This is a genomic window from Pseudomonas sp. PDM28 (genome assembly GCF_019219115.1).
Lineage (GTDB): Bacteria > Pseudomonadota > Gammaproteobacteria > Pseudomonadales > Pseudomonadaceae > Aquipseudomonas > Aquipseudomonas laurylsulfatiphila.
The window spans coordinates 380,513-398,125 of the sequence record NZ_JAHUWG010000006.1 but is presented as its reverse complement, the minus strand read 5'-3'; the positions used below and the strand labels follow the sequence as shown (position 1 = coordinate 398,125).

Genomic DNA, 17,613 nt, shown 5'->3' with positions numbered 1-17,613 from the left:
GGGGCCTTCACAGGGCTTGTTTTTTCTCCCGTAGTTGGCGTAGAGTTTGTTCACTGTGTTTGCATGGGTCGCTTGGAATCGTGACCTGGGCAGTAGCCTACAAGTTAGCTACATCCCGTTCGACGTCTTCTTACTCTCCTGCAACCAGCCCCAGTACTCTTTCATGAGAAGGAGACTGTCATTAATTTTTTGCGTCAAAGGAAATAAGAAATGTCCCAACGTCAGAGCGGTACCGTCAAGTGGTTTAACGACGAGAAAGGTTTTGGTTTTATCACTCCTGAAAGCGGTCCGGATCTGTTCGTGCATTTCCGCGCCATCCAGGGCAACGGCTTCAAGAGCCTGAAAGAAGGCCAGAAAGTGACTTTCATCGCCGTGCAGGGCCAGAAAGGCATGCAGGCTGACGAAGTACAAGCAGAAGCCTAATCTTCTGTAACGAAAAAGCCCCTGATGCTGACATCAGGGGCTTTTTTGTGCGCGTAAATCCGTAAAATGGCTTCTTTTTCCGCCGAGAGCCTGCCATGTCGAAACACCTGCTTACTCCCCAGGGCGACTTTCCTGCCGCTGGTCTGGGTCGTCGTCTGGCAGCCATGTTCTATGATTTCCTGCTGTGCACCGCCCTGCTGATCGTCACCAGCGGCCTCTACAAGATGATCCAGATGGCGATCATCGGCGAAGAAAGGATGCGCACCCTTACCGAAGCCGGCGCGCTGGACGGCGATCCCCTGCTCTCCACAGTCCTGCTGTTCGTACTGTTCGGCTTCTTCGCCAAATTCTGGACCTGGTCGGGTCAGACCCTGGGCATGCAGGTCTGGTGCATTCGCGTACAGAACGCCGACGGCTCATCCATCAGCCTGTGGCAGGCGCTGTTGCGCTTTGTGGTGTCGATCGCTTCCTTGCTGTGTGTTGGCCTTGGGTTCTTCTGGTCGCTGTTCGACAAACAGCAACGCAGCTGGCATGACATGTATTCCAATACCCAGATCGTGCGGATCCCAAAGAAGACCAAATAATTTCCCGACGCAGAAACCACTGTGGGAGCGAGCTTGCTCGCGATGGCGTAGTGTCAGTCAATTTTGATGGTGACTGATACGCCGCTATCGCGAGCAAGCTCGCTCCCACAATTTTTGCGACCTGCCTGATAAACCTCAGGCGTTCCCGGCCAGTTTCATCCGCGCCGCCTGGGTAAAGTCCAGCATCCGCTTGAGCGGTCGAATCGCCTGCGGGATCAGCGCCGGATCGACAAAGATCTCGTTCGCGCCTTCTTTCAACGCCTTGAGCGTGCGCTCAAGGGTGTTCATGGCCATCCACGGGCAATGTGCACAACTGCGGCACGCCGCGCCGTTACCCGCCGTCGGAGCTTCGATAAAGACCTTGTCCGGGCACAGCTGCTGCATCTTGTAGAAGATGCCGCGGTCGGTGGCAACGATCAGCGTCTTGTTCGGCAAGCTCTGTGCCGCCGCGATCAACTGGCTGGTGGAGCCCACGGCGTCGGCCAGTTCAATCACCGACGTCGGCGACTCCGGGTGCACCAGGATCGCCGCATCCGGGTACAGCGCCTTCATGTCTTCAAGCTGCTTGGACTTGAACTCTTCGTGAACGATGCAGGCACCGTCCCACAGCAGCATGTCGGCACCGGTCTGACGCTGGATGTAGGTGCCCAAGTGCTTGTCCGGGCCCCAGATGATGGTCTCGCCGTTGTCCATCAGGCTTTCGACGATTTCCAGTGCACAGCTTGAAGTCACCACCCAATCCGCGCGGGCTTTTACCGCAGCGGAAGTGTTGGCGTACACCACGACCGTGCGCTCCGGGTGTTGATCGCAGAACGCGGAAAACTCGTCCACCGGGCACCCCAGGTCGAGCGAACAGGTCGCTTCGAGGGTCGGCATCAGCACGCGTTTTTCCGGATTGAGGATCTTGGCCGTCTCCCCCATGAACTTCACGCCGGCGACCACCACGGTCTTGGCCGGATGGGCATTGCCGAAGCGGGCCATCTCCAGCGAGTCGGAGACACAGCCCCCCGTCTCTTCGGCCAGCGCCTGAATGACAGGGTCACAATAGAAGTGGGCCACCAGCACCGCGTCCTGAGCCTTGAGCTCGGCAGCGATGGCGGCACGGTAGTAAGCCTCTTCATCGGCGGTCAGCGGTTTGGGCTGTTTGGCGTCGAGGTGGGCTTGAACCAGAAGGCGTTCGGATATTTGCGTCATGTTCGCAAGACCTGCAAGCGCATTCGCGCGAAAGTCGAGTATACACCCGGCTCCGGACCCTTCAGGGTACCGCCGGGAAAGTGGGTATTCATCAGGCACGGACAGCGTTGAAGCTGCGCAAGGCTACAGAATATCCGACAGATGCAAAAGATGATTCTGACCTGCGCCTTGCGCAGCAGCCCGAAGCGAGGCGGACTTGAATCGCAGGCAAAAAAAAATCCGGAAATCCTCACTTGCGTGGGCCTTCCAGACTTTTAAAACTGCTAAAAATGGTGGGTCGTGTGGGATTCGAACCTACGACCAATTGGTTAAAAGCCAACTGCTCTACCAACTGAGCTAACGACCCGCTGTGTGGTGGCGCGTATAATACTGATTTTTAAGGACTATTCAACACCTATTTTGAAAAAAATCAAAAATAAGGTGTTGGATCGCTGATTCCGGCCGCTGCAAAGCCTTCCGCGCGCAGTCGGCAGCTGTCGCATTTGCCGCACGCACGGCCATCATCGTCGGCCTGATAGCAGGAAACAGTCAGCCCGTAGTTCACGCCAAGCTTCACGCCCGCCTGGACAATCTGCGCCTTGCTGAGGTTTTGCAGCGGCGCCTGAATGCGGAAGCCATTGCCTTCCACGCCGGCTTTGGTTGCCAGGTTGGCCATGCGCTCGAACGACTCGATGAACTCGGGACGGCAGTCCGGGTAACCGGAGTAATCCACCGCATTGACGCCGATGAAGATGTCCCGCGCACCGAGCACTTCAGCCCAGCCCAAGGCCAGGGACAGGAACACCGTGTTACGCGCAGGCACGTAAGTGACAGGAATGCCCTCACCCAGCTCTTCCGGTATATCGATGCTGCGGTCGGTCAGCGCCGAGCCGCCCATGCCGTTCAGGTTCAGGCCGATCACCTTGTGCTCGACCACACCCAGATCCCGCGCCACGCGTTCGGCGGCGTGCAGTTCGGCGTGAGAGCGCTGACCGTAGTCGAAGCTCATGGTGTAGCAGCTGTAGCCTTCGGCGCGCGCCATGGCCACCACGGTCGCCGAGTCCAGGCCACCGGACAGCAGGATGACCGCACGTTTTTCAGCAGTGTTGAGTTGTTCAGTCATTTCAGCGCCCCGGCTCGTCATTCCATAGATATTTATGCAGCTGCAATTGCAAACGCACTGGCAGGTTGTCCGCCACCACCCAGTCCGCCAGATCCCGGGCATTGAGGTCATGGTGACTTGGCGAAAACAGGACTTCGCCGGCGCGCTGGTCCAGACCGTACTGAATCAGTTTGGAAACGGACCAGTCATAGTCCTCCCGCGAACAGATGACAAACTTCACCTGATCGTTGGGCGTGAGCAGCTCGATGTTTTCGTAGCGATTGCGGTGCGCTTCCTTCGAACCCGGGGTTTTCAGGTCGACAACGCGACTGACCCGGGAATCTACCGGCGAGATATCGATAGAGCCACTGGTTTCCAGTGACACTTCGTAACCGGCGTCGCACAAGCGCTTGAGCAAGGGAATGGCGTTGGGTTGCGCCAGGGGCTCGCCACCCGTGACACAGACATAACGCGGGCGGAAACCGGCGACCTGCTCGAGGATGTCGTCGAGGGTGCGAATGGTTCCGCCGGTGAACGCGTAGGCGCTGTCGCAGTATTGGCAACGCAACGGGCAACCGGTCAGGCGCACAAAAACCGTGGGCAGACCGGCAGTCCGAGTTTCACCCTGCAACGAGTAGAAAACTTCGGTGATTCTCAATGTGTCTTGCATAGTCGCCACGGGCGTAACAGCTAAACAGGCTGTCCGCCTCCGTCAGGCACTTCAAGGAACCCCGGCAATGCGCAGATCCCAAAAAGCGTGTTTCAGAAAAAAGGGGGTGAATTCTAACGAAAAAACCCGCGACGAGCGCGGGTTTCTTTGAAACGGCTCAAGCCGCCTTACATTTTCTGCAGATCACGCTGTGCCAGCTGAGCAGCGGAAGTGCCCGGATACTGGGACACGACCTGCTGCAGAATGCCTTTGACCCGGTCGGTATGACCGAGACGGCGCTCTACATCTGCGAGCTTGTACAGCGAATCAGGCACCTTGGCGTGCTTGGGATACAACTGCGAAACCTTGGCAAAGGCCTGACCTGCACCTTGCAGATCGCCCTTGGCCAGGTTCACTTCGCCCAGCCAATACTGGGCGTTGCCCGCGTACTGACTGTTCGGGTATTTGCGCAGGAATGCGGCGAAAGCCTGGCTGGCCTTGTCGAAATCCTTGGCCTTGATCAGGTCGAAGGCAGCATCGTAATAGAGCTTTTCCTTCGCCGGATCTGCCGGTTCGCTACCCGCGGCAGGTGCTTGAGCGGCGGTTGCGCCAGCTGCTGCACCTGCGGCTGCACCGGCGGTGTTCACGTCACCACCGGTGGAAGAATTTTCAGGAGTCGCGGCTGGTGCAACGCCGGATCCTATGCGCCGATCAAGATCCTGGTATCGCTCCAGGCTTTCCTGCTTCATGCGCGCTACATCATTTTGCAGTTCTTCGATCACACCCTGTTGGCGCGAGATCTGCTCCTGCATTTGTTGCAGTTGGTTGAACAGCTGGCCCTGTGCCGAGACAGGGGTCGAAACCCCTCCCCCGGCATAGGCGCCGTTCGTACCGTAACCTGCAGGCGGATAACTGCTCCCGCTATTGTTATAGCCGGAGTCATTATCGACCACAGGAACCGCAGCCCACGCCGCAAGCGGCGCGAGACTGAGAGCCAGAACAGTTACAGCACGACGGCACGTTCGCATGACGAATTACTTACGCAGTTCGACGCGACGGTTTTGAGCCCAGGACTGCTCGTCGTTGCCGGTAGCAACTGGACGCTCTTCGCCGTAGGAAACCAGTTCCAGCTGAGCTGGGGAAACACCTTGCAGTACCAGGTAACGCTGAACGGCTTTCGCACGACGCTCGCCCAGTGCCATGTTGTACTCACGAGTACCACGTTCGTCGGTGTTGCCTTCCAGAACAACGCGAGCGCCGTTTGCTTTCAGGTCTTTGGCGTGAACGTCCAGAGCGCGCATGGCTTCTGGCTTCAGGTCCGAGCTGTCGTATTCGAAGTAGAAAGTGGTGATAGCGCGCAGTGCAGCTTCTTCGCTCAGGGAGCCGTCAACTGCACCAGTGTTTGCGCCATAACCAGCGTTTGGATCTACCGCGCCTTCACCGGCATTGTCGCCGCCTTTGGACGAGCAACCTACAGCTACAGCCATGGCCAGTGCCAGCGCAGCAAATTTACCAAACTTCAGCATTTCCATCGTGAAACTCCTAATGAACCCCAGTGTGTTAAGTAAAACGTATAGCGCCGCGTCAGTTCAGGTAAGGGGACCAGGAAGGTTCTCTGACTTCGCCTTGTGCGGTAGGAAGCGGGAGCCTTACGCGTCCATTTATGGACACGAGCATCAAGACTCCCCGGCCCTGCTGGCGGGTGGCGTAGATTACCATGGTGCCGTTGGGCGCGACAGTAGGCGACTCGTCCAGAGTGCTATCAGTGAGGATTTTTACACTACCGCGCTGCAAATCCTGGGCCGCCACCTTGAAATTGGTGAAGCCATCCTGACGGTGAATCATGACAAGCGTCTTTTCATCAGCCGACAATTTAGGGTTGGCGTTGTAGTTGCCGACGAAAGTTACGCGTTCGGCACCGCCGCCACCGGCGCTGGTCTTGTAGATCTGCGGTTTGCCGCCACGGTCGGAAGTGAAGTAGATGGTCGAGCCATCCTTGCCCCAGAACGGTTCGGTGTTGATACCAGGACCATTGGTGACGCGGCTGATCTGACGCGAGCCCAGGTTCATCACATAGATGTCCGGGTTGCCGTCTTTGGACAGCACGAACGCCAGGCGATTGCCATCCGGCGACCAGGCAGGTGCACCGTTCAGGCCTTCGAAGTTGGTGATCTGCTCACGGCGACCGGTGTCGATATTCTGCATGAAGATACGCGGACGCTTCTGCTCGAACGAGACATAAGCGATGCGCTTGCCATCCGGTGCGAAACGCGGCGACAGGATCGGCTCACGCGATTGCAGCAGGGTCACGGCGCGAGCACCGTCGTAGTCCGAACGCTGCAGGGTGTAGCGAGTGTTGTTCTCGGAGAAACGCTCGGCCGTTACGTACAACAGGCGAGTCGAGAAGGCACCCTTGATACCCGTGAGTTTTTCGAACGACTGGTCAGAGATGTAGTGCGCCATGTCGCGCAACTGATCGACACCGCCCGACACGCTGCCGGTCAGCACTTGCTGCTCGGTGGCTACGTTGAACAGTGCATATTGCACCTGCAGGCGACCGCCCGCCGGAACAATGCTGCCGACCATGACGTACTGGGCACCTAGTGCCTTGAAGTCACGGAAGATGATTTCGCCGGCCTGGCTCGGCTGGCTGATCATGTTCTGCTTTGGAATCGGTGAGTAGTAACCCGAGTTGCGCAGGTCGTTACCGATGATTTCCGCCATGTCGTCCGGCAGCACGCTACCGCCCTGGAAGCCGAACGGTACAACGGCGATCGGGGTCGCCCGATCGCTGCCGCTGGTAACCAGAATGTTTTTCTCATCTGCCATCGCCATCCCTGCCATGCAGCAGATAACGACCAGCATTCCTCGAAGAAGGTTTCTCACAAGGCTAGATCCTCAGGTGTGAATGTCATCTTGAATGAACGATACGGAGCGAAATCACTCGGCTTCATTCCCTGCATTTCTGTCAAACGTCCAATATTCTTCACTGCTGCAACAGCCGAGGCGTCAAACGGGCCGTCGCCACTGGACCTGGACACGCTGACCGAGGTCACCGTACCGTCCGGCAACATGCCGATCTGCAACACGACCGTCATGCCTTTACGTGCCGAAGGTGGACGAGCCCAGCCTTCCGCTGCACGCGCACGAATCAGGTCATCGAAACTGCCGGCGACTTCGTCGCCCTGCTCATCGGCCAAGGCCTGCTGACGCTGCGGCGTGTCGGAAAGCAAATCTGCCAGGGCCTGAGCCTTTTTGTCTTCGGCGGATTTACGTGCCGCGTCCTGCGATTTCTTCTTCGCAGCATCGGCAGCAGCTTTCTTCTTCGCTTCCTCGGCGACTTTCTTCTTCGCCTCTTCAGCCTCGGCTTTCTTCTTGGCGTCTTCCGCGGCTTTCTTCTTCGCGTCTTCGACGATCTTTTTCTTGGCTTCTTCAGCGGCCGCTTTCTTGGCCTCTTCTTCAGCAGCCTTCTTGGCTTCTTCTTCAGATTTCTTCTTGGCTATATCAGCCAATTGTTTCTCTTCTGCCTTCTTGGCTTCCGCGGCTTTCTTCGCGTCGTCGGCTTTCTTGGCTTCATCAGCCTTTTTCGCCTCGTCCGCTTTCTTCGCCTCGTCGGCCTTCTTGGCTTCCTCGGCCTTTTGAGCCGCCTCTTCTTTCTTTTGTTCCGCAGCCTTCACCGCTTCCTGCTCGACCTTTTTCTGCTCCATCTGCTCGACTTCGGTCTGACGTGCAGCAGATTTCTGCGCCTCACCGGCAATCTTCTGATTGGTCTGGGTGGTCGCCCGACTTTTCGATTTCAGCTGGTACAAGGTCGCCTGGACAATCGGCTTGGCCGGCGGCAGCTCCGGGGTAAAGGCAAAACTGACGAACAACATGCCGAACACCAGCACGTGCAAGCCAATCGCCCAGACACTAGGCCAGAAGTAGCTTTCCGAGGCGGACGGCTCTCGCTGTTGCTGCATCAGGGCGCCTCGGTAATCAAGCCAACATTACCGACCCCGGCTTTCTGCAACCCGCCCATGGCCCCCATGACGGAACCGTAATCGACGGATTTGTCGCCGCGAATGAAGACCTGGGTGTGCTTGCCGTTTTCATTGCCGACGCGAATGATCTTGGTCACGGCGTCAGTCATCTGCGGCAACGTCATGGCCCGGTCCTGCTGCTTGTCCGTGTCGACTTCGCTGCCAAGGTTCCAGTAGTAGGTCTTGTCGGATTTGATGGAAATGGTCAGGACCTGGGTGTTGTTGTCCTGCGGCAAGGCTTCGCTGGAAACCTTGGGCAGATCAACTTTCACGCCCTGATTGAGCATCGGCGCGGTCACCATGAAGATGACCAGCAGCACCAACATCACGTCGATGTAAGGCACCACGTTCATCTCGGCGACCGGCTTGCGCTTTTTGCGAGCTCGAGCGATTAAAGCCATTGGGAATTACCTGCTTATTCTTCGCTGGTGTGCACTTTGCGGTGCAGGATCGCCTGGAACTCGTCGGCGAAGGTGTAGTAGCGGCCCAGCAGGGTTTCGCTGCGAGCAGCAAAACGGTTGTAAGCGATAACGGCTGGAATGGCCGCGAACAGACCGATGGCCGTGGCGATCAGTGCTTCGGCGATACCCGGGGCCACAGTGGCCAGGGTCGCTTGCTGGGCGGTGGCCAGGCCACGGAAGGAGTTCATGATCCCCCAGACGGTACCGAACAGGCCGATGTAGGGGCTGACGGAACCGACAGTGGCGAGGAAGGGCAGGCTCTGTTCGAGCTTTTCTTCCTCGCGGGAAATCGCAACGCGCATGGCACGGGCCACGCCTTCCATGACCGCTTCCGGGTCAACGCCTGACTGCTGGCGCAGGCGGGAGAATTCCTTGAAACCGGCACGGAAGATTTGCTCGACACCCGAATCAGGGTCCGGGTTGCTGCCGGCCTGGCGGTACAGCTTGGACAGGTCGATACCCGACCAGAAGCGCTCTTCAAAGCTCTCCAGGGCACGTCGACCGGCGCGCAGCAAGTTGCTGCGCTGAAAGATCATGATCCACGAGGTCACCGATGCGGCTACCAGGGTCAGCATTACCAGTTGCACCACGATACTGGCATTGCTGACCAGGCTCCACATGGAGGAATGGTCGACGACGTTAGCTTCCACGCTTTATCTCCTGCTTTGAGTGTGTACCCGCGCCGCTCACGTCGGCAAAGGCCGCTCGTAGAGCTTCGGGAATGGCCCGGGGTTTCAAACTTTCAGTGCGCACACAGGCCACCAGAAACTGCCCTTCGCAGAGCAGCACATTATCCGTTGCCCGCCTGACCTGCTGCTTGAAGCGCAGGCTGGCACGGTTCAATTCGCTTACTTCAGCGCTTACCAGCAGTTCGTCGTCCAGTCGCGCCGGCGCGTGGTAGCGCGCTTCGCTGGAATGCACGACGAACAACAGGTCCTCCCCTGCCAGTTGCGATTGGGCAAAGCCCAGGTCTCGCAGCCGCTCGGTTCGAGCCCGTTCCATAAACTTGAGGTAATTGACGTAATACACGATGCCGCCCGCATCGGTGTCCTCGTAATAAACGCGACAACGATGTGCGAATGGCTCAAGCCCGTTTTGCGCGCGCATACTCTAGTGCTTACTCCTCAGGTTGCCAATCCGGCCAGGCAACTGTTTTTCATTGATCTGCGGCTTTCTTGCGAAAGTACGGTGCTGGGACCCTACATTGCCCGAAAAAATCAGCACGCAACGTTAATTAATCGTCACTGGCACCGAGGAACTCGTCTGCCACGGGCATTTCGCCCAATCGTGACGGAATGTTTAAACCGAAATGCAGATAGGCATGCCGCGTCACCACTCGCCCCCTTGGCGTGCGCATGATGTAACCCTGCTGGATCAGGTAAGGCTCAAGTACGTCTTCAATGGTGTGACGCTCTTCGCTGATGGCGGCGGCCAGGCTGTCGACCCCGACCGGCCCGCCATCGAATTTCTCGATCATGGTCAGCAGCAGACGCCGGTCCTGGTGATCGAAGCCGCGTTCGTCGACGTCCAGCAGGTTCAGCGCCAGGTCGGCAATCGGCTTGGTGATATGCCCCTTGGCGCGAACTTCGGCGAAATCTCGTACCCGGCGCAACAGTCGGTTGGCAATCCGGGGCGTGCCACGGGCACGGCGGGCGATCTCGAAGGCGCCTTCCGGGTCCAACGGCAAACCAAGGATGCTCGCCGAACGACTGACGATCGTCGACAAGTCGGCGTTATTGTAGAACTCAAGACGTTGAACGATGCCGAAACGGTCGCGCAACGGGTTGGTCAGCATGCCTGCCCGAGTCGTTGCGCCGACCAGGGTGAACGGCGGCAGATCAAGCTTGATTGACCGCGCGGCCGGACCTTCACCGATCATGATGTCGAGCTGAAAGTCCTCCATGGCCGGGTACAGCACTTCTTCAACGATGGGCGACAGGCGATGGATTTCGTCAATGAACAACACATCGTGAGGCTCAAGGTTGGTCAACAGCGCGGCGAGATCACCCGGACGCTCCAGCACCGGTCCCGAAGTGCTCTTGATCGACACCCCCATTTCCTGGGCGATGATGTTGGCGAGGGTGGTCTTGCCCAGGCCCGGCGGCCCGAAGATCAGCGTGTGATCCAGGGACTCGTTACGACCGCGAGCCGCCTGAATGAACAACTCCATCTGCTCGCGAACGGTCGGTTGGCCAATGTATTCCGCCAGGCTGACCGGGCGAATGGCCCGGTCCTGGACTTCTTCGCGCTCACGCGGACTGTGCGTGGCAGCGATCAGACGATCAGCTTCAATCACTTAGATCATTCCCTTCAAGGCGCGGCGGATCATGTCTTCACTGCTCAAACCTTTCTCCTTGATCGCAGACACCGCCTTGCTGGCTTCCTGCGGCTTGTAGCCCAGGGAAATCAAGGCGCTGACCGCGTCAGTCTCGGCAGTGTTCACCGGGGCCGGTCCATCCGGCTGGTTCGGCACCAGGGCGAACATGGCCGGTACGGTTTCCCAGGCCTTGAAGCGATCCTTGAGTTCCACCAGCAATCGTTCGGCGGTTTTCTTGCCCACGCCTGGCACCTTGGTCAGCGCCGAAGTGTCCTGGGACTGTACGCAACGAACCAGTTCGTCGACTTCCAGACTCGACATCAAGGCCAGCGCCAGTTTCGGCCCGACACCATTGAGGCGGATCAATTCGCGAAAAAAGTCGCGCTCACGCTTGCCGACAAAACCATAGAGTAACTGTGCGTCTTCGCGCACGACCAAATGGGTGTGCAAGGTTAGCGGCTCACCGACCGACGGCAAGCGATAGAGGGTCGTCATCGGCACTTCGAGTTCATAACCCAGACCGTTCACATCCAGAATCAAGTGTGGAGGCTGCTTCTCAGCCAGGGTGCCGCGCAAACGTCCAATCACGTTACAAATCCTTGAGCGTTGGCCAGCTCTGGGCCAGCGACTGATGGAGCAAGGGAGTAGCGCCGACAACCCAGGCGAAACGCCCTCACCCCATGAAAATGATTGCTGATGCTATCAGAGACGCAGGCGCCCGCCACGACTGCGTGCCGCCCCGAGACCATGGGGCAGCAGACTGGAGCGGGTATGAGCATGGCAGATGGCAATGGCCAGGGCGTCCGAAGCATCGATCTGCGGCTTGCTGGTCAGCTTGAGCATGTGCATGACCATCATCTGCACCTGCTCCTTGTTGGCCGCACCGGTGCCTACCACCGCCTGCTTGACCTGGGTTGCGCTATATTCGGCAATTTCCAGGCTTTCCTCGGCGCCTGCCACGATCGCGGCGCCACGGGCCTGCCCCAGTTTCAGGGCGGAATCGGCATTACGGGCCATGAACACCTTTTCGATCCCCATGGTCACCGGATGGTAGGTCTGAATGATCTCCCGCACACCGCGATAGACAATCTGCAGTCGCTCAGCCAGCTCGCCGGCACCGGTGCGGATACAACCGGAGGCGACGTACTCGCAGCCACGGCCGGTATCACGCACCACACCGTAACCGGTGATGCGCGAACCGGGGTCGATACCAAGAATTAAAGTCATAACGCCTGCGGGATAAGAAAAAACACGATCTTCAACTCAGCGAATAATAAATGCGGGAGCGGGCTTGCTCGCGAATGCGGACTATCAGACAACATCGTTGCTGAATATTAAACCGCTTTCGCGAGCAAGCCCGCTCCCACATGGATCGTGGCCACCCTTTAACCGAGCTGCGCGGCCACCGATTCCGGAATTTCCGCGTTGGAGTAGACGTTTTGCACGTCATCCAGGTCTTCGAGCATGTCGATCAGCTTGAGGACCTTCTCGGCGCCTTCCAGATCGAGTTCGGCGCTGGTGGTCGGCAGCATGACGATTTCCGCGTCGTCACCCTTGAAACCCGCCGCTTCCAGTGCGTTACGCACGGAATAGAATCCGGCAAACGAGGTGAACACGTCGATCGAACCGTCTTCGTTGGTCACCACGTCATCGGCGTCGGCTTCCATGGCCGCTTCCATCAGCGCGTCTTCGTCAGCGCCGGCGGCGAAGGAGATCTGCCCCTTGCGTTCGAACAGATAGGCCACCGAACCGTCAGTCCCGAGGTTGCCGCCGCACTTGCTGAACGCATGGCGAACCGCGGCCGCGGTACGGTTACGGTTGTCGGTCATGCATTCGACCATCACCGCCACGCCGCCTGGACCGTAACCTTCGTAGGTCAGCTCGACCACGTCGTCGGTATCGGCAGCGCCGGTACCGCGGGCGATGGCACGATCGATGATGTCACGGCTCATGTTGGCACCCAGAGCCTTGTCCAGGGCCAGGCGCAGACGCGGATTGGAGCCTGGATCACCACCACCCTGACGGGCAGCGACGGTCAACTCACGAATCCACTTGGTGAAGATCTTGCCCCTCTTGGCATCCTGACGTTCTTTGCGGTGCTTGATGTTCGCCCACTTGGAATGACCTGCCATAACTCGCTCCGAATTCTCTTTGAAACATTGCCCGCTGCGCTGTATTGCGCTGGCCGGCAAACAAAAATCTTGAACAACTCTGCCTATAAAGAAAGGGCGCATCCGCGGATGCGCCCTTCGGATCAGCCTTACTCGGCCTTAGGCGTTTCACGCAGACGAATGTGCAACTCGCGCAATGCCTTGGCATCCACCTGGCCCGGCGCCTGGGTCATGACATCGGCCGCGCTCTGGGTTTTCGGGAAGGCGATCACTTCACGGATCGACTGGGCGCCGGTCATCAGCATCACCAGACGGTCCAGGCCGAAGGCCAGGCCACCGTGCGGCGGTGCGCCGTATTTCAGCGCGTCGAGCAGGAAGCCGAATTTCTCTTCCTGTTCCGCTTCGTTGATGCCCAGCAGACGGAAGACCGCTTGTTGCATCTCTTTGCGGTGGATACGGATCGAACCGCCACCCAGCTCGGTGCCGTTCAACACCATGTCATAGGCACGGGACAGAGCGCCCGCCGGGTTGGCTTCCAACTCCGCCGGGGAGCACTTCGGCGCGGTGAACGGGTGGTGCAAGGCGCTGAAGCTGCCGTCGTCGTTCTCTTCGAACATCGGGAAGTCAACGACCCACATCGGAGCCCATTCGCAGGTCAGCAGGCTCAGGTCGTGACCGAGCTTGATGCGCAATGCGCCCAAGGCTTCGCTGACGATCTTGGCCTTGTCGGCACCGAAGAACACGATGTCGCCGTCAACTGCACCAACACGATCCAGGATCACGTTGAGGTTGGCTTCAGGGATGTTCTTCACGATCGGCGATTGCAGACCGTCAACGCCATTCGCGCGCTCGTTGACCTTGATGTACGCCAGGCCCTTGGCACCGTAGATGCCGACGAACTTGGTGTAGTCGTCGATCTGCTTGCGCGGCATGCTCGCGCCGCCAGGCACGCGCAGGGCGGCGATGCGGCATTTCGGGTCGTTGGCCGGGCCACTGAACACCTTGAAGTCGACTTCCTTGAGCTGGTCGGCCACGTCAACCAGTTCCAGCGGGTTACGCAGGTCTGGCTTGTCGGAACCGTAGCGGCGCATGGCTTCTTCGAAGGTCATGTGCGGGAACTCGCCGAACTCCAGGCCCAGCACTTCCTTGAACAGGTTGCGAATCATTTGCTCGGTCAGGCCCATGATCTCTTTTTCATCGAGAAAGCTGGTCTCGATGTCGATCTGGGTGAATTCCGGCTGGCGGTCGGCGCGCAGGTCTTCGTCGCGGAAGCACTTGGCGATCTGGTAGTAACGGTCGAAGCCGGCCACCATCAGCAGCTGCTTGAACAGCTGCGGCGATTGCGGCAAGGCGAAGAACGAACCGGCATGAGTACGGCTCGGCACCAGGTAGTCGCGCGCGCCTTCCGGGGTAGCACGGGTCAGGATCGGCGTTTCTACGTCGAGGAACCCGTTCTCGTCCAGGAAGCGACGGATGCTGGTGGTCATGCGCGAACGCAGACGCAGCTTCTCGGCCATTTCCGGGCGACGCAGGTCGAGGAAACGATAGCGCAGGCGGGTTTCTTCACCGACGTCGGAGAACTCGTTCAACGGGAACGGCGGGGTTTCCGATTCGTTCAGCACTTCCAGCTCGTAGCCGAGGACTTCGATCATGCCCGACGCCATGTTGGCGTTGGTCGCACCGGCCGGACGCAGGCGAACCTTGCCGGTGATCTTCACGACGTATTCGCTGCGCACGCGATCGGCCGCGGCGAAGGTTTCAGCGCGGTCCGGATCGAACACGACCTGGGCCAGACCATCACGATCACGGATATCGAGGAAAATCACCCCACCGTGGTCACGGCGACGGTGAACCCATCCGCAAAGGGTAATTTCCTGGCCGTCCAGGCTTTCGTTCAGTTGGCCGCAATAATGGCTGCGCATCATGGTCGTGGTTTCACTTCTCGTAATTCGAAATTCGGTTGGAGATCCTACAGCAGCCCCGCCTTTAAAAAGTCACCGGGTGATGCAAGAGCTCGCGTGTGTCGTTCAATTCAGGTTCAGGACCTTAGTCAGCTTTGTCGCCGCCGGCCAGGTTCTTCTTGGAACCGGTCTTGAAATCGGTTTCGTACCAACCCGTGCCGCTGAGGCGAAAGCCCGGCATGGACAGCATTTTCTTAAGCTCTGGCGCCTGACAGGCAGGGCAGTCGACCAGCGGTGCATCGCTGATCTTTTGAATGGCTTCCAACTGATGACCACAGGAAGCACATTGATAATCGTACATCGGCATGGAGGTTGTCTCGGCGATCAGATTGCTACCGCACACGCAGGGGTTTCGCGGCAAAGAGCGGGATTATATCCATTAAATGCGGCCTGTGCAGCCGTAAGACTGCACAGACCGACACTCTGCCGCTTTCACCGCCCAGACTAGGCAGTGACCATGCACCCCGCTTCCTTGAGGCTGTGTACGACACAGACGACCCGCACCAACCCACTGAAATTCCTCACGCCCCCATGACGCAAGTGAACTTCGCGATCCACATGGGATAACAGGCTACTGACCGAACAACCGTTGGCCCGGGCCATTGCTCCCAAAATATCCCAATAAACCTGCTCAAGCCGCAAACAGGTAGCGAAGCCGTTCAATCGCACGGAACGGGAGAGGGGCTGGGCCAATCCCATATCGAATTCGCGAACAAACGGATCGACCCTTACATCCCTGCGCGAACCGTATCGCCCCTCTTCTTGCCTTTGATAAACCATAACGCTGACACTCCTTTGCCATCCTGGTTTGTTAAAGCGCAACTATGTGTCGACTTATAAAAACGCAGGTGCAAAGGTATTTTCCAGCCGACTTTATGGCCCTCGACGTAGGATAAGCCAACAACTTTTGGCAGACCCCGGAGATCGTCCTACTCCAGACGTTTTCCCACGCAGCGAAACGAAGCCCCCGTCAGAAACTCCCCATGGAATGACGTAGGAAAGAAGAGCACCAAGCAGCCGCGCCAGTTTTTTCATGCACCCGCATACGCGGATCAGCAAATCACCCGCCTTACCGCAGCCCCGTAACTTCGGGCAACCTGGGGCAAATCACCACCAAAGAGCCGCCGGACGCCCTGATTTGAGTAGCCTGCGGCTTTGCTGTTAAATAGACGACGTGTCGCCAGTGCCTATTTTTCCGGGCATGGCGCATAGGCTGATACCGGGCACGTGTCCAACGCCTCTTTATTGTCTTGAAGCGAACCGTGCGCCATCAGCTCTTCCTTGTGAGCTGTCTTAACGTGAGTTAATCAAAATGTTGAAAATCGTCCATCTGTTGATAGGCGCAGCAGCCTTGCTGCTGTCCTTCATCCCTAGCCTGCACCCTGAAGCCTTACCTTACCTGCAACAACCTGATGCGCTGTACCTGGCCTTTTTCGGCCTGCTCAATCTCACGCTTGCACCTGTCATCCCTTACTGGAACAAAGGTCCGCGCCACCAACTGCAAAACCTGGTCAGCGTCCTGCTGGCTCTGGCGGTAGTACTGCAGACCCTGACGCTGATCGCGCCGATGCCTGTCATCGCCGGTCAACCTGCCGTTCTGTTCAGCCTGGTCGCAGCCCTGATCGCTGTCGCCCTGCACCTGGGCATCAGCTTCTACAAATCGTCACCGGTCGCGGCCTCGCCAAGCTACGACATGAGCAACCGCGATACCGGCACCGTCAAGTGGTTCAACACATCCAAAGGCTTCGGCTTCATTTCCCGCGACTCCGGCGACGATATCTTCGTCCACTTCAGGGCCATTCGCGGCGAAGGCCACCGCGTCCTGGTAGAAGGCCAGCGCGTGGAGTTCTCTGTCATGAATCGTGACAAGGGCCTGCAAGCCGAAGATGTGATCGCCGCACTGCCGCGTCGCTGATTCAAGGCTGAAAAAAAACCGCGCACAGCCTGGCTGTACGCGGTTTTTTCATGCCTGCACATTGCTTACTGCAGGTGCTTGCTGCAGGTTACTTAGTAGTGCGGCGGTGGCGCTTCCTCTTCGAACGATTCGAACTGGCCGACCATTTCCTCCTGCCGCTTGAGCAACGCAGCCATTTGCAGCTGAAGACGCTCGACCACCCGCTGCTGCGCGACCAGCACATCATTCAATGCCTGGATGGTGTCATCCTGGAAGGCCAGGCGGCTTTCAAGATCGGTAACGCGTTCTTCCAGGCTCATGGTTCAGCCCTCCAGAAACGTAAAATCATCGGTCAATATCAGGCGCAAACGCTCGCGAACTGCAGCAATCTGCTCCGAACTGTAGGGTTTTGCCGGATGCCTACCCCAAACCGGCGCCGGCCAGGCGGCATCTTCGCGCTTGCGCACAATCACGTGCATGTGCAACTGGCTGACGACATTGCCCAAGGCCGCAACATTCAACTTGTCGGCATCGAACGAGTCCTTGAGCACTTGCGAAAGCGCCGTCGTCTCCTGCCAAAGCTGTCGCTGGTCTGCGACATCCAACTGAAATATCTCGCTGATAGCCTCACGACGAGGTACCAGGATGAACCAGGGATAGTTCGAGTCGTTGGACAACAGCAACCGGCAGAGCGGAAAGTCCCCGATCGGTAACGTGTCTTGTTGAAGTCGTGGATCTAAAGCAAACACTGCGCGTACTCCCGCCGGGTCATCATTTTCAGCTTAGCGTCCATCCAGAGGAGCGGCGCACCAAGCGACCGGACGGCAGCATACCTGTGAATGGCACACGCTTCACGGCGAACCTTGCACAGACGCCAAGAGTGCCAGCGAAAAGCTGACAGCCCGCCCCCGAATGA

Annotated in this window: 22 protein-coding genes and 1 tRNA gene; 3 read left to right on the top strand and 20 right to left on the bottom strand. The window is 58.2% G+C overall.

Annotation, left to right across the window (positions count from 1 at the left end):
- The first annotated feature begins 210 nt into the window (after window positions 1–210).
- Both KW841_RS16250 and KW841_RS16245 read left to right on the top strand, forming a co-directional pair.
- On the top strand, window positions 211–423 hold the full coding sequence (locus tag KW841_RS16250) for a cold-shock protein (RefSeq protein ID WP_007977299.1): 213 nt from the start codon (window positions 211–213) through the stop codon (window positions 421–423).
- Window positions 424–518: 95 nt separating this feature from the next.
- Complete coding sequence (locus tag KW841_RS16245) at window positions 519–1,007, top strand: RDD family protein (RefSeq protein WP_218477976.1); 489 nt, start codon at window positions 519–521, stop codon at window positions 1,005–1,007.
- A 135-nt stretch (window positions 1,008–1,142) separates the two neighbouring features.
- Here the strand turns inward: KW841_RS16245 and nadA are convergent, their stop codons facing one another.
- The 18 genes from nadA to KW841_RS16155 all read right to left on the bottom strand — a co-directional run bounded on the left by nadA (window position 1,143) and on the right by KW841_RS16155 (window position 15,583).
- Entirely contained in the window at window positions 1,143–2,201 is a 1,059-nt protein-coding gene (gene nadA, locus KW841_RS16240; protein ID WP_007995624.1) for a quinolinate synthase NadA, read from the bottom strand.
- Window positions 2,202–2,471: 270 nt separating this feature from the next.
- Window positions 2,472–2,547 (bottom strand) — tRNA-Lys (locus KW841_RS16235).
- 63 nt (window positions 2,548–2,610) lie between these two features.
- Window positions 2,611–3,303: a 7-cyano-7-deazaguanine synthase QueC gene (gene queC / locus KW841_RS16230; protein ID WP_126047263.1), complete on the bottom strand. Its 693-nt coding sequence runs from the start codon at window positions 3,301–3,303 to the stop codon at window positions 2,611–2,613.
- Window position 3,304: 1 nt separating this feature from the next.
- Window positions 3,305–3,952, bottom strand: coding sequence for a 7-carboxy-7-deazaguanine synthase QueE (queE, locus tag KW841_RS16225; RefSeq protein WP_007977310.1), 648 nt, complete (start codon window positions 3,950–3,952; stop codon window positions 3,305–3,307).
- A 167-nt stretch (window positions 3,953–4,119) separates the two neighbouring features.
- A complete protein-coding gene (gene ybgF / locus KW841_RS16220; protein ID WP_218477975.1) occupies window positions 4,120–4,959 on the bottom strand; it encodes a tol-pal system protein YbgF in 840 nt (279 codons plus the stop codon).
- Window positions 4,960–4,965: 6 nt separating this feature from the next.
- Window positions 4,966–5,463, bottom strand: a complete 498-nt coding sequence (gene pal, locus KW841_RS16215) for a peptidoglycan-associated lipoprotein Pal (RefSeq protein WP_003178634.1) — start codon at window positions 5,461–5,463, stop codon at window positions 4,966–4,968.
- Window positions 5,464–5,515: 52 nt separating this feature from the next.
- Window positions 5,516–6,796 (bottom strand): Tol-Pal system beta propeller repeat protein TolB, encoded by a 1,281-nt coding sequence (gene tolB, locus KW841_RS16210; protein ID WP_162831820.1) that lies wholly within the window; start codon window positions 6,794–6,796, stop codon window positions 5,516–5,518.
- 17 nt (window positions 6,797–6,813) lie between these two features.
- Window positions 6,814–7,893: a cell envelope integrity protein TolA gene (tolA, locus tag KW841_RS16205; protein ID WP_218477973.1), complete on the bottom strand. Its 1,080-nt coding sequence runs from the start codon at window positions 7,891–7,893 to the stop codon at window positions 6,814–6,816.
- Window positions 7,893–8,345 carry a protein TolR gene (tolR, locus tag KW841_RS16200; RefSeq protein ID WP_162130292.1) on the bottom strand — a complete coding sequence of 151 codons (453 nt, stop codon included), beginning with the start codon at window positions 8,343–8,345 and terminating at the stop codon, window positions 7,893–7,895. The genes tolA and tolR overlap by 1 nt, the downstream gene beginning before the upstream one ends.
- A gap of 23 nt (window positions 8,346–8,368) precedes the next feature.
- Window positions 8,369–9,064, bottom strand: a complete 696-nt coding sequence (tolQ, locus tag KW841_RS16195) for a protein TolQ (protein ID WP_007977321.1) — start codon at window positions 9,062–9,064, stop codon at window positions 8,369–8,371.
- Window positions 9,054–9,521 (bottom strand): tol-pal system-associated acyl-CoA thioesterase, encoded by a 468-nt coding sequence (gene ybgC / locus KW841_RS16190; RefSeq protein WP_007977322.1) that lies wholly within the window; start codon window positions 9,519–9,521, stop codon window positions 9,054–9,056. The genes tolQ and ybgC overlap by 11 nt, the downstream gene beginning before the upstream one ends.
- Window positions 9,522–9,648: 127 nt before the next feature.
- Window positions 9,649–10,710, bottom strand: coding sequence for a Holliday junction branch migration DNA helicase RuvB (gene ruvB / locus KW841_RS16185; protein WP_015096600.1), 1,062 nt, complete (start codon window positions 10,708–10,710; stop codon window positions 9,649–9,651).
- A complete protein-coding gene (ruvA, locus tag KW841_RS16180) occupies window positions 10,711–11,319 on the bottom strand; it encodes a Holliday junction branch migration protein RuvA (protein ID WP_116582961.1) in 609 nt (202 codons plus the stop codon).
- A 114-nt stretch (window positions 11,320–11,433) separates the two neighbouring features.
- Window positions 11,434–11,958, bottom strand: coding sequence for a crossover junction endodeoxyribonuclease RuvC (gene ruvC / locus KW841_RS16175; RefSeq protein ID WP_102698375.1), 525 nt, complete (start codon window positions 11,956–11,958; stop codon window positions 11,434–11,436).
- Window positions 11,959–12,116: 158 nt separating this feature from the next.
- On the bottom strand, window positions 12,117–12,863 hold the full coding sequence (locus KW841_RS16170; RefSeq protein WP_217836214.1) for a YebC/PmpR family DNA-binding transcriptional regulator: 747 nt from the start codon (window positions 12,861–12,863) through the stop codon (window positions 12,117–12,119).
- 128 nt (window positions 12,864–12,991) lie between these two features.
- A complete protein-coding gene (gene aspS / locus KW841_RS16165; RefSeq protein ID WP_102698376.1) occupies window positions 12,992–14,767 on the bottom strand; it encodes an aspartate--tRNA ligase in 1,776 nt (591 codons plus the stop codon).
- A gap of 121 nt (window positions 14,768–14,888) precedes the next feature.
- A complete protein-coding gene (locus KW841_RS16160) occupies window positions 14,889–15,110 on the bottom strand; it encodes an FmdB family zinc ribbon protein (RefSeq protein ID WP_007977333.1) in 222 nt (73 codons plus the stop codon).
- A gap of 137 nt (window positions 15,111–15,247) precedes the next feature.
- A complete protein-coding gene (locus KW841_RS16155; RefSeq protein WP_218477971.1) occupies window positions 15,248–15,583 on the bottom strand; it encodes a ribbon-helix-helix domain-containing protein in 336 nt (111 codons plus the stop codon).
- Between the two features lie 532 nt (window positions 15,584–16,115).
- On the opposite strand from KW841_RS16155, the gene KW841_RS29930 reads away from it, so the two are divergent.
- On the top strand, window positions 16,116–16,718 hold the full coding sequence (locus tag KW841_RS29930) for a cold-shock protein (RefSeq protein ID WP_095965394.1): 603 nt from the start codon (window positions 16,116–16,118) through the stop codon (window positions 16,716–16,718).
- 92 nt (window positions 16,719–16,810) lie between these two features.
- Here KW841_RS29930 and KW841_RS16145 read toward each other — a convergent pair whose 3' ends face one another.
- On the bottom strand, window positions 16,811–17,017 hold the full coding sequence (locus KW841_RS16145; RefSeq protein ID WP_007977339.1) for a SlyX family protein: 207 nt from the start codon (window positions 17,015–17,017) through the stop codon (window positions 16,811–16,813).
- 3 nt (window positions 17,018–17,020) lie between these two features.
- Window positions 17,021–17,446: an HIT domain-containing protein gene (locus tag KW841_RS16140; RefSeq protein WP_218477970.1), complete on the bottom strand. Its 426-nt coding sequence runs from the start codon at window positions 17,444–17,446 to the stop codon at window positions 17,021–17,023.
- Between the last annotated feature and the right edge of the window lie 167 nt (window positions 17,447–17,613).

Bases quoted from the DNA above. Each gene is read 5' to 3' on its own strand.
- tolA (WP_218477973.1), bottom strand. From the start codon at position 7,893: ATGCAGCAACAGCGAGAGCCGTCCGCCTCGGAAAGCTACTTCTGGCCT.
- ybgC (WP_007977322.1), bottom strand. From the start codon at position 9,521: ATGCGCGCGCAAAACGGGCTTGAGCCATTCGCACATCGTTGTCGCGTT.
- KW841_RS16145 (WP_007977339.1), bottom strand. From the start codon at position 17,017: ATGAGCCTGGAAGAACGCGTTACCGATCTTGAAAGCCGCCTGGCCTTC.
- KW841_RS16245 (WP_218477976.1), top strand. From the start codon at position 519: ATGTCGAAACACCTGCTTACTCCCCAGGGCGACTTTCCTGCCGCTGGT.
- tolB (WP_162831820.1), bottom strand. From the start codon at position 6,796: ATGCTGGTCGTTATCTGCTGCATGGCAGGGATGGCGATGGCAGATGAG.
- KW841_RS16170 (WP_217836214.1), bottom strand. From the start codon at position 12,863: ATGGCAGGTCATTCCAAGTGGGCGAACATCAAGCACCGCAAAGAACGT.
- ruvC (WP_102698375.1), bottom strand. From the start codon at position 11,958: ATGACTTTAATTCTTGGTATCGACCCCGGTTCGCGCATCACCGGTTAC.
- pal (WP_003178634.1), bottom strand. From the start codon at position 5,463: ATGGAAATGCTGAAGTTTGGTAAATTTGCTGCGCTGGCACTGGCCATG.
- nadA (WP_007995624.1), bottom strand. From the start codon at position 2,201: ATGACGCAAATATCCGAACGCCTTCTGGTTCAAGCCCACCTCGACGCC.
- aspS (WP_102698376.1), bottom strand. From the start codon at position 14,767: ATGATGCGCAGCCATTATTGCGGCCAACTGAACGAAAGCCTGGACGGC.
- queE (WP_007977310.1), bottom strand. From the start codon at position 3,952: ATGCAAGACACATTGAGAATCACCGAAGTTTTCTACTCGTTGCAGGGT.
- KW841_RS16250 (WP_007977299.1), top strand. From the start codon at position 211: ATGTCCCAACGTCAGAGCGGTACCGTCAAGTGGTTTAACGACGAGAAA.
- ybgF (WP_218477975.1), bottom strand. From the start codon at position 4,959: ATGCGAACGTGCCGTCGTGCTGTAACTGTTCTGGCTCTCAGTCTCGCG.
- KW841_RS29930 (WP_095965394.1), top strand. From the start codon at position 16,116: ATGTTGAAAATCGTCCATCTGTTGATAGGCGCAGCAGCCTTGCTGCTG.
- queC (WP_126047263.1), bottom strand. From the start codon at position 3,303: ATGACTGAACAACTCAACACTGCTGAAAAACGTGCGGTCATCCTGCTG.
- KW841_RS16160 (WP_007977333.1), bottom strand. From the start codon at position 15,110: ATGCCGATGTACGATTATCAATGTGCTTCCTGTGGTCATCAGTTGGAA.
- KW841_RS16155 (WP_218477971.1), bottom strand. From the start codon at position 15,583: ATGGTTTATCAAAGGCAAGAAGAGGGGCGATACGGTTCGCGCAGGGAT.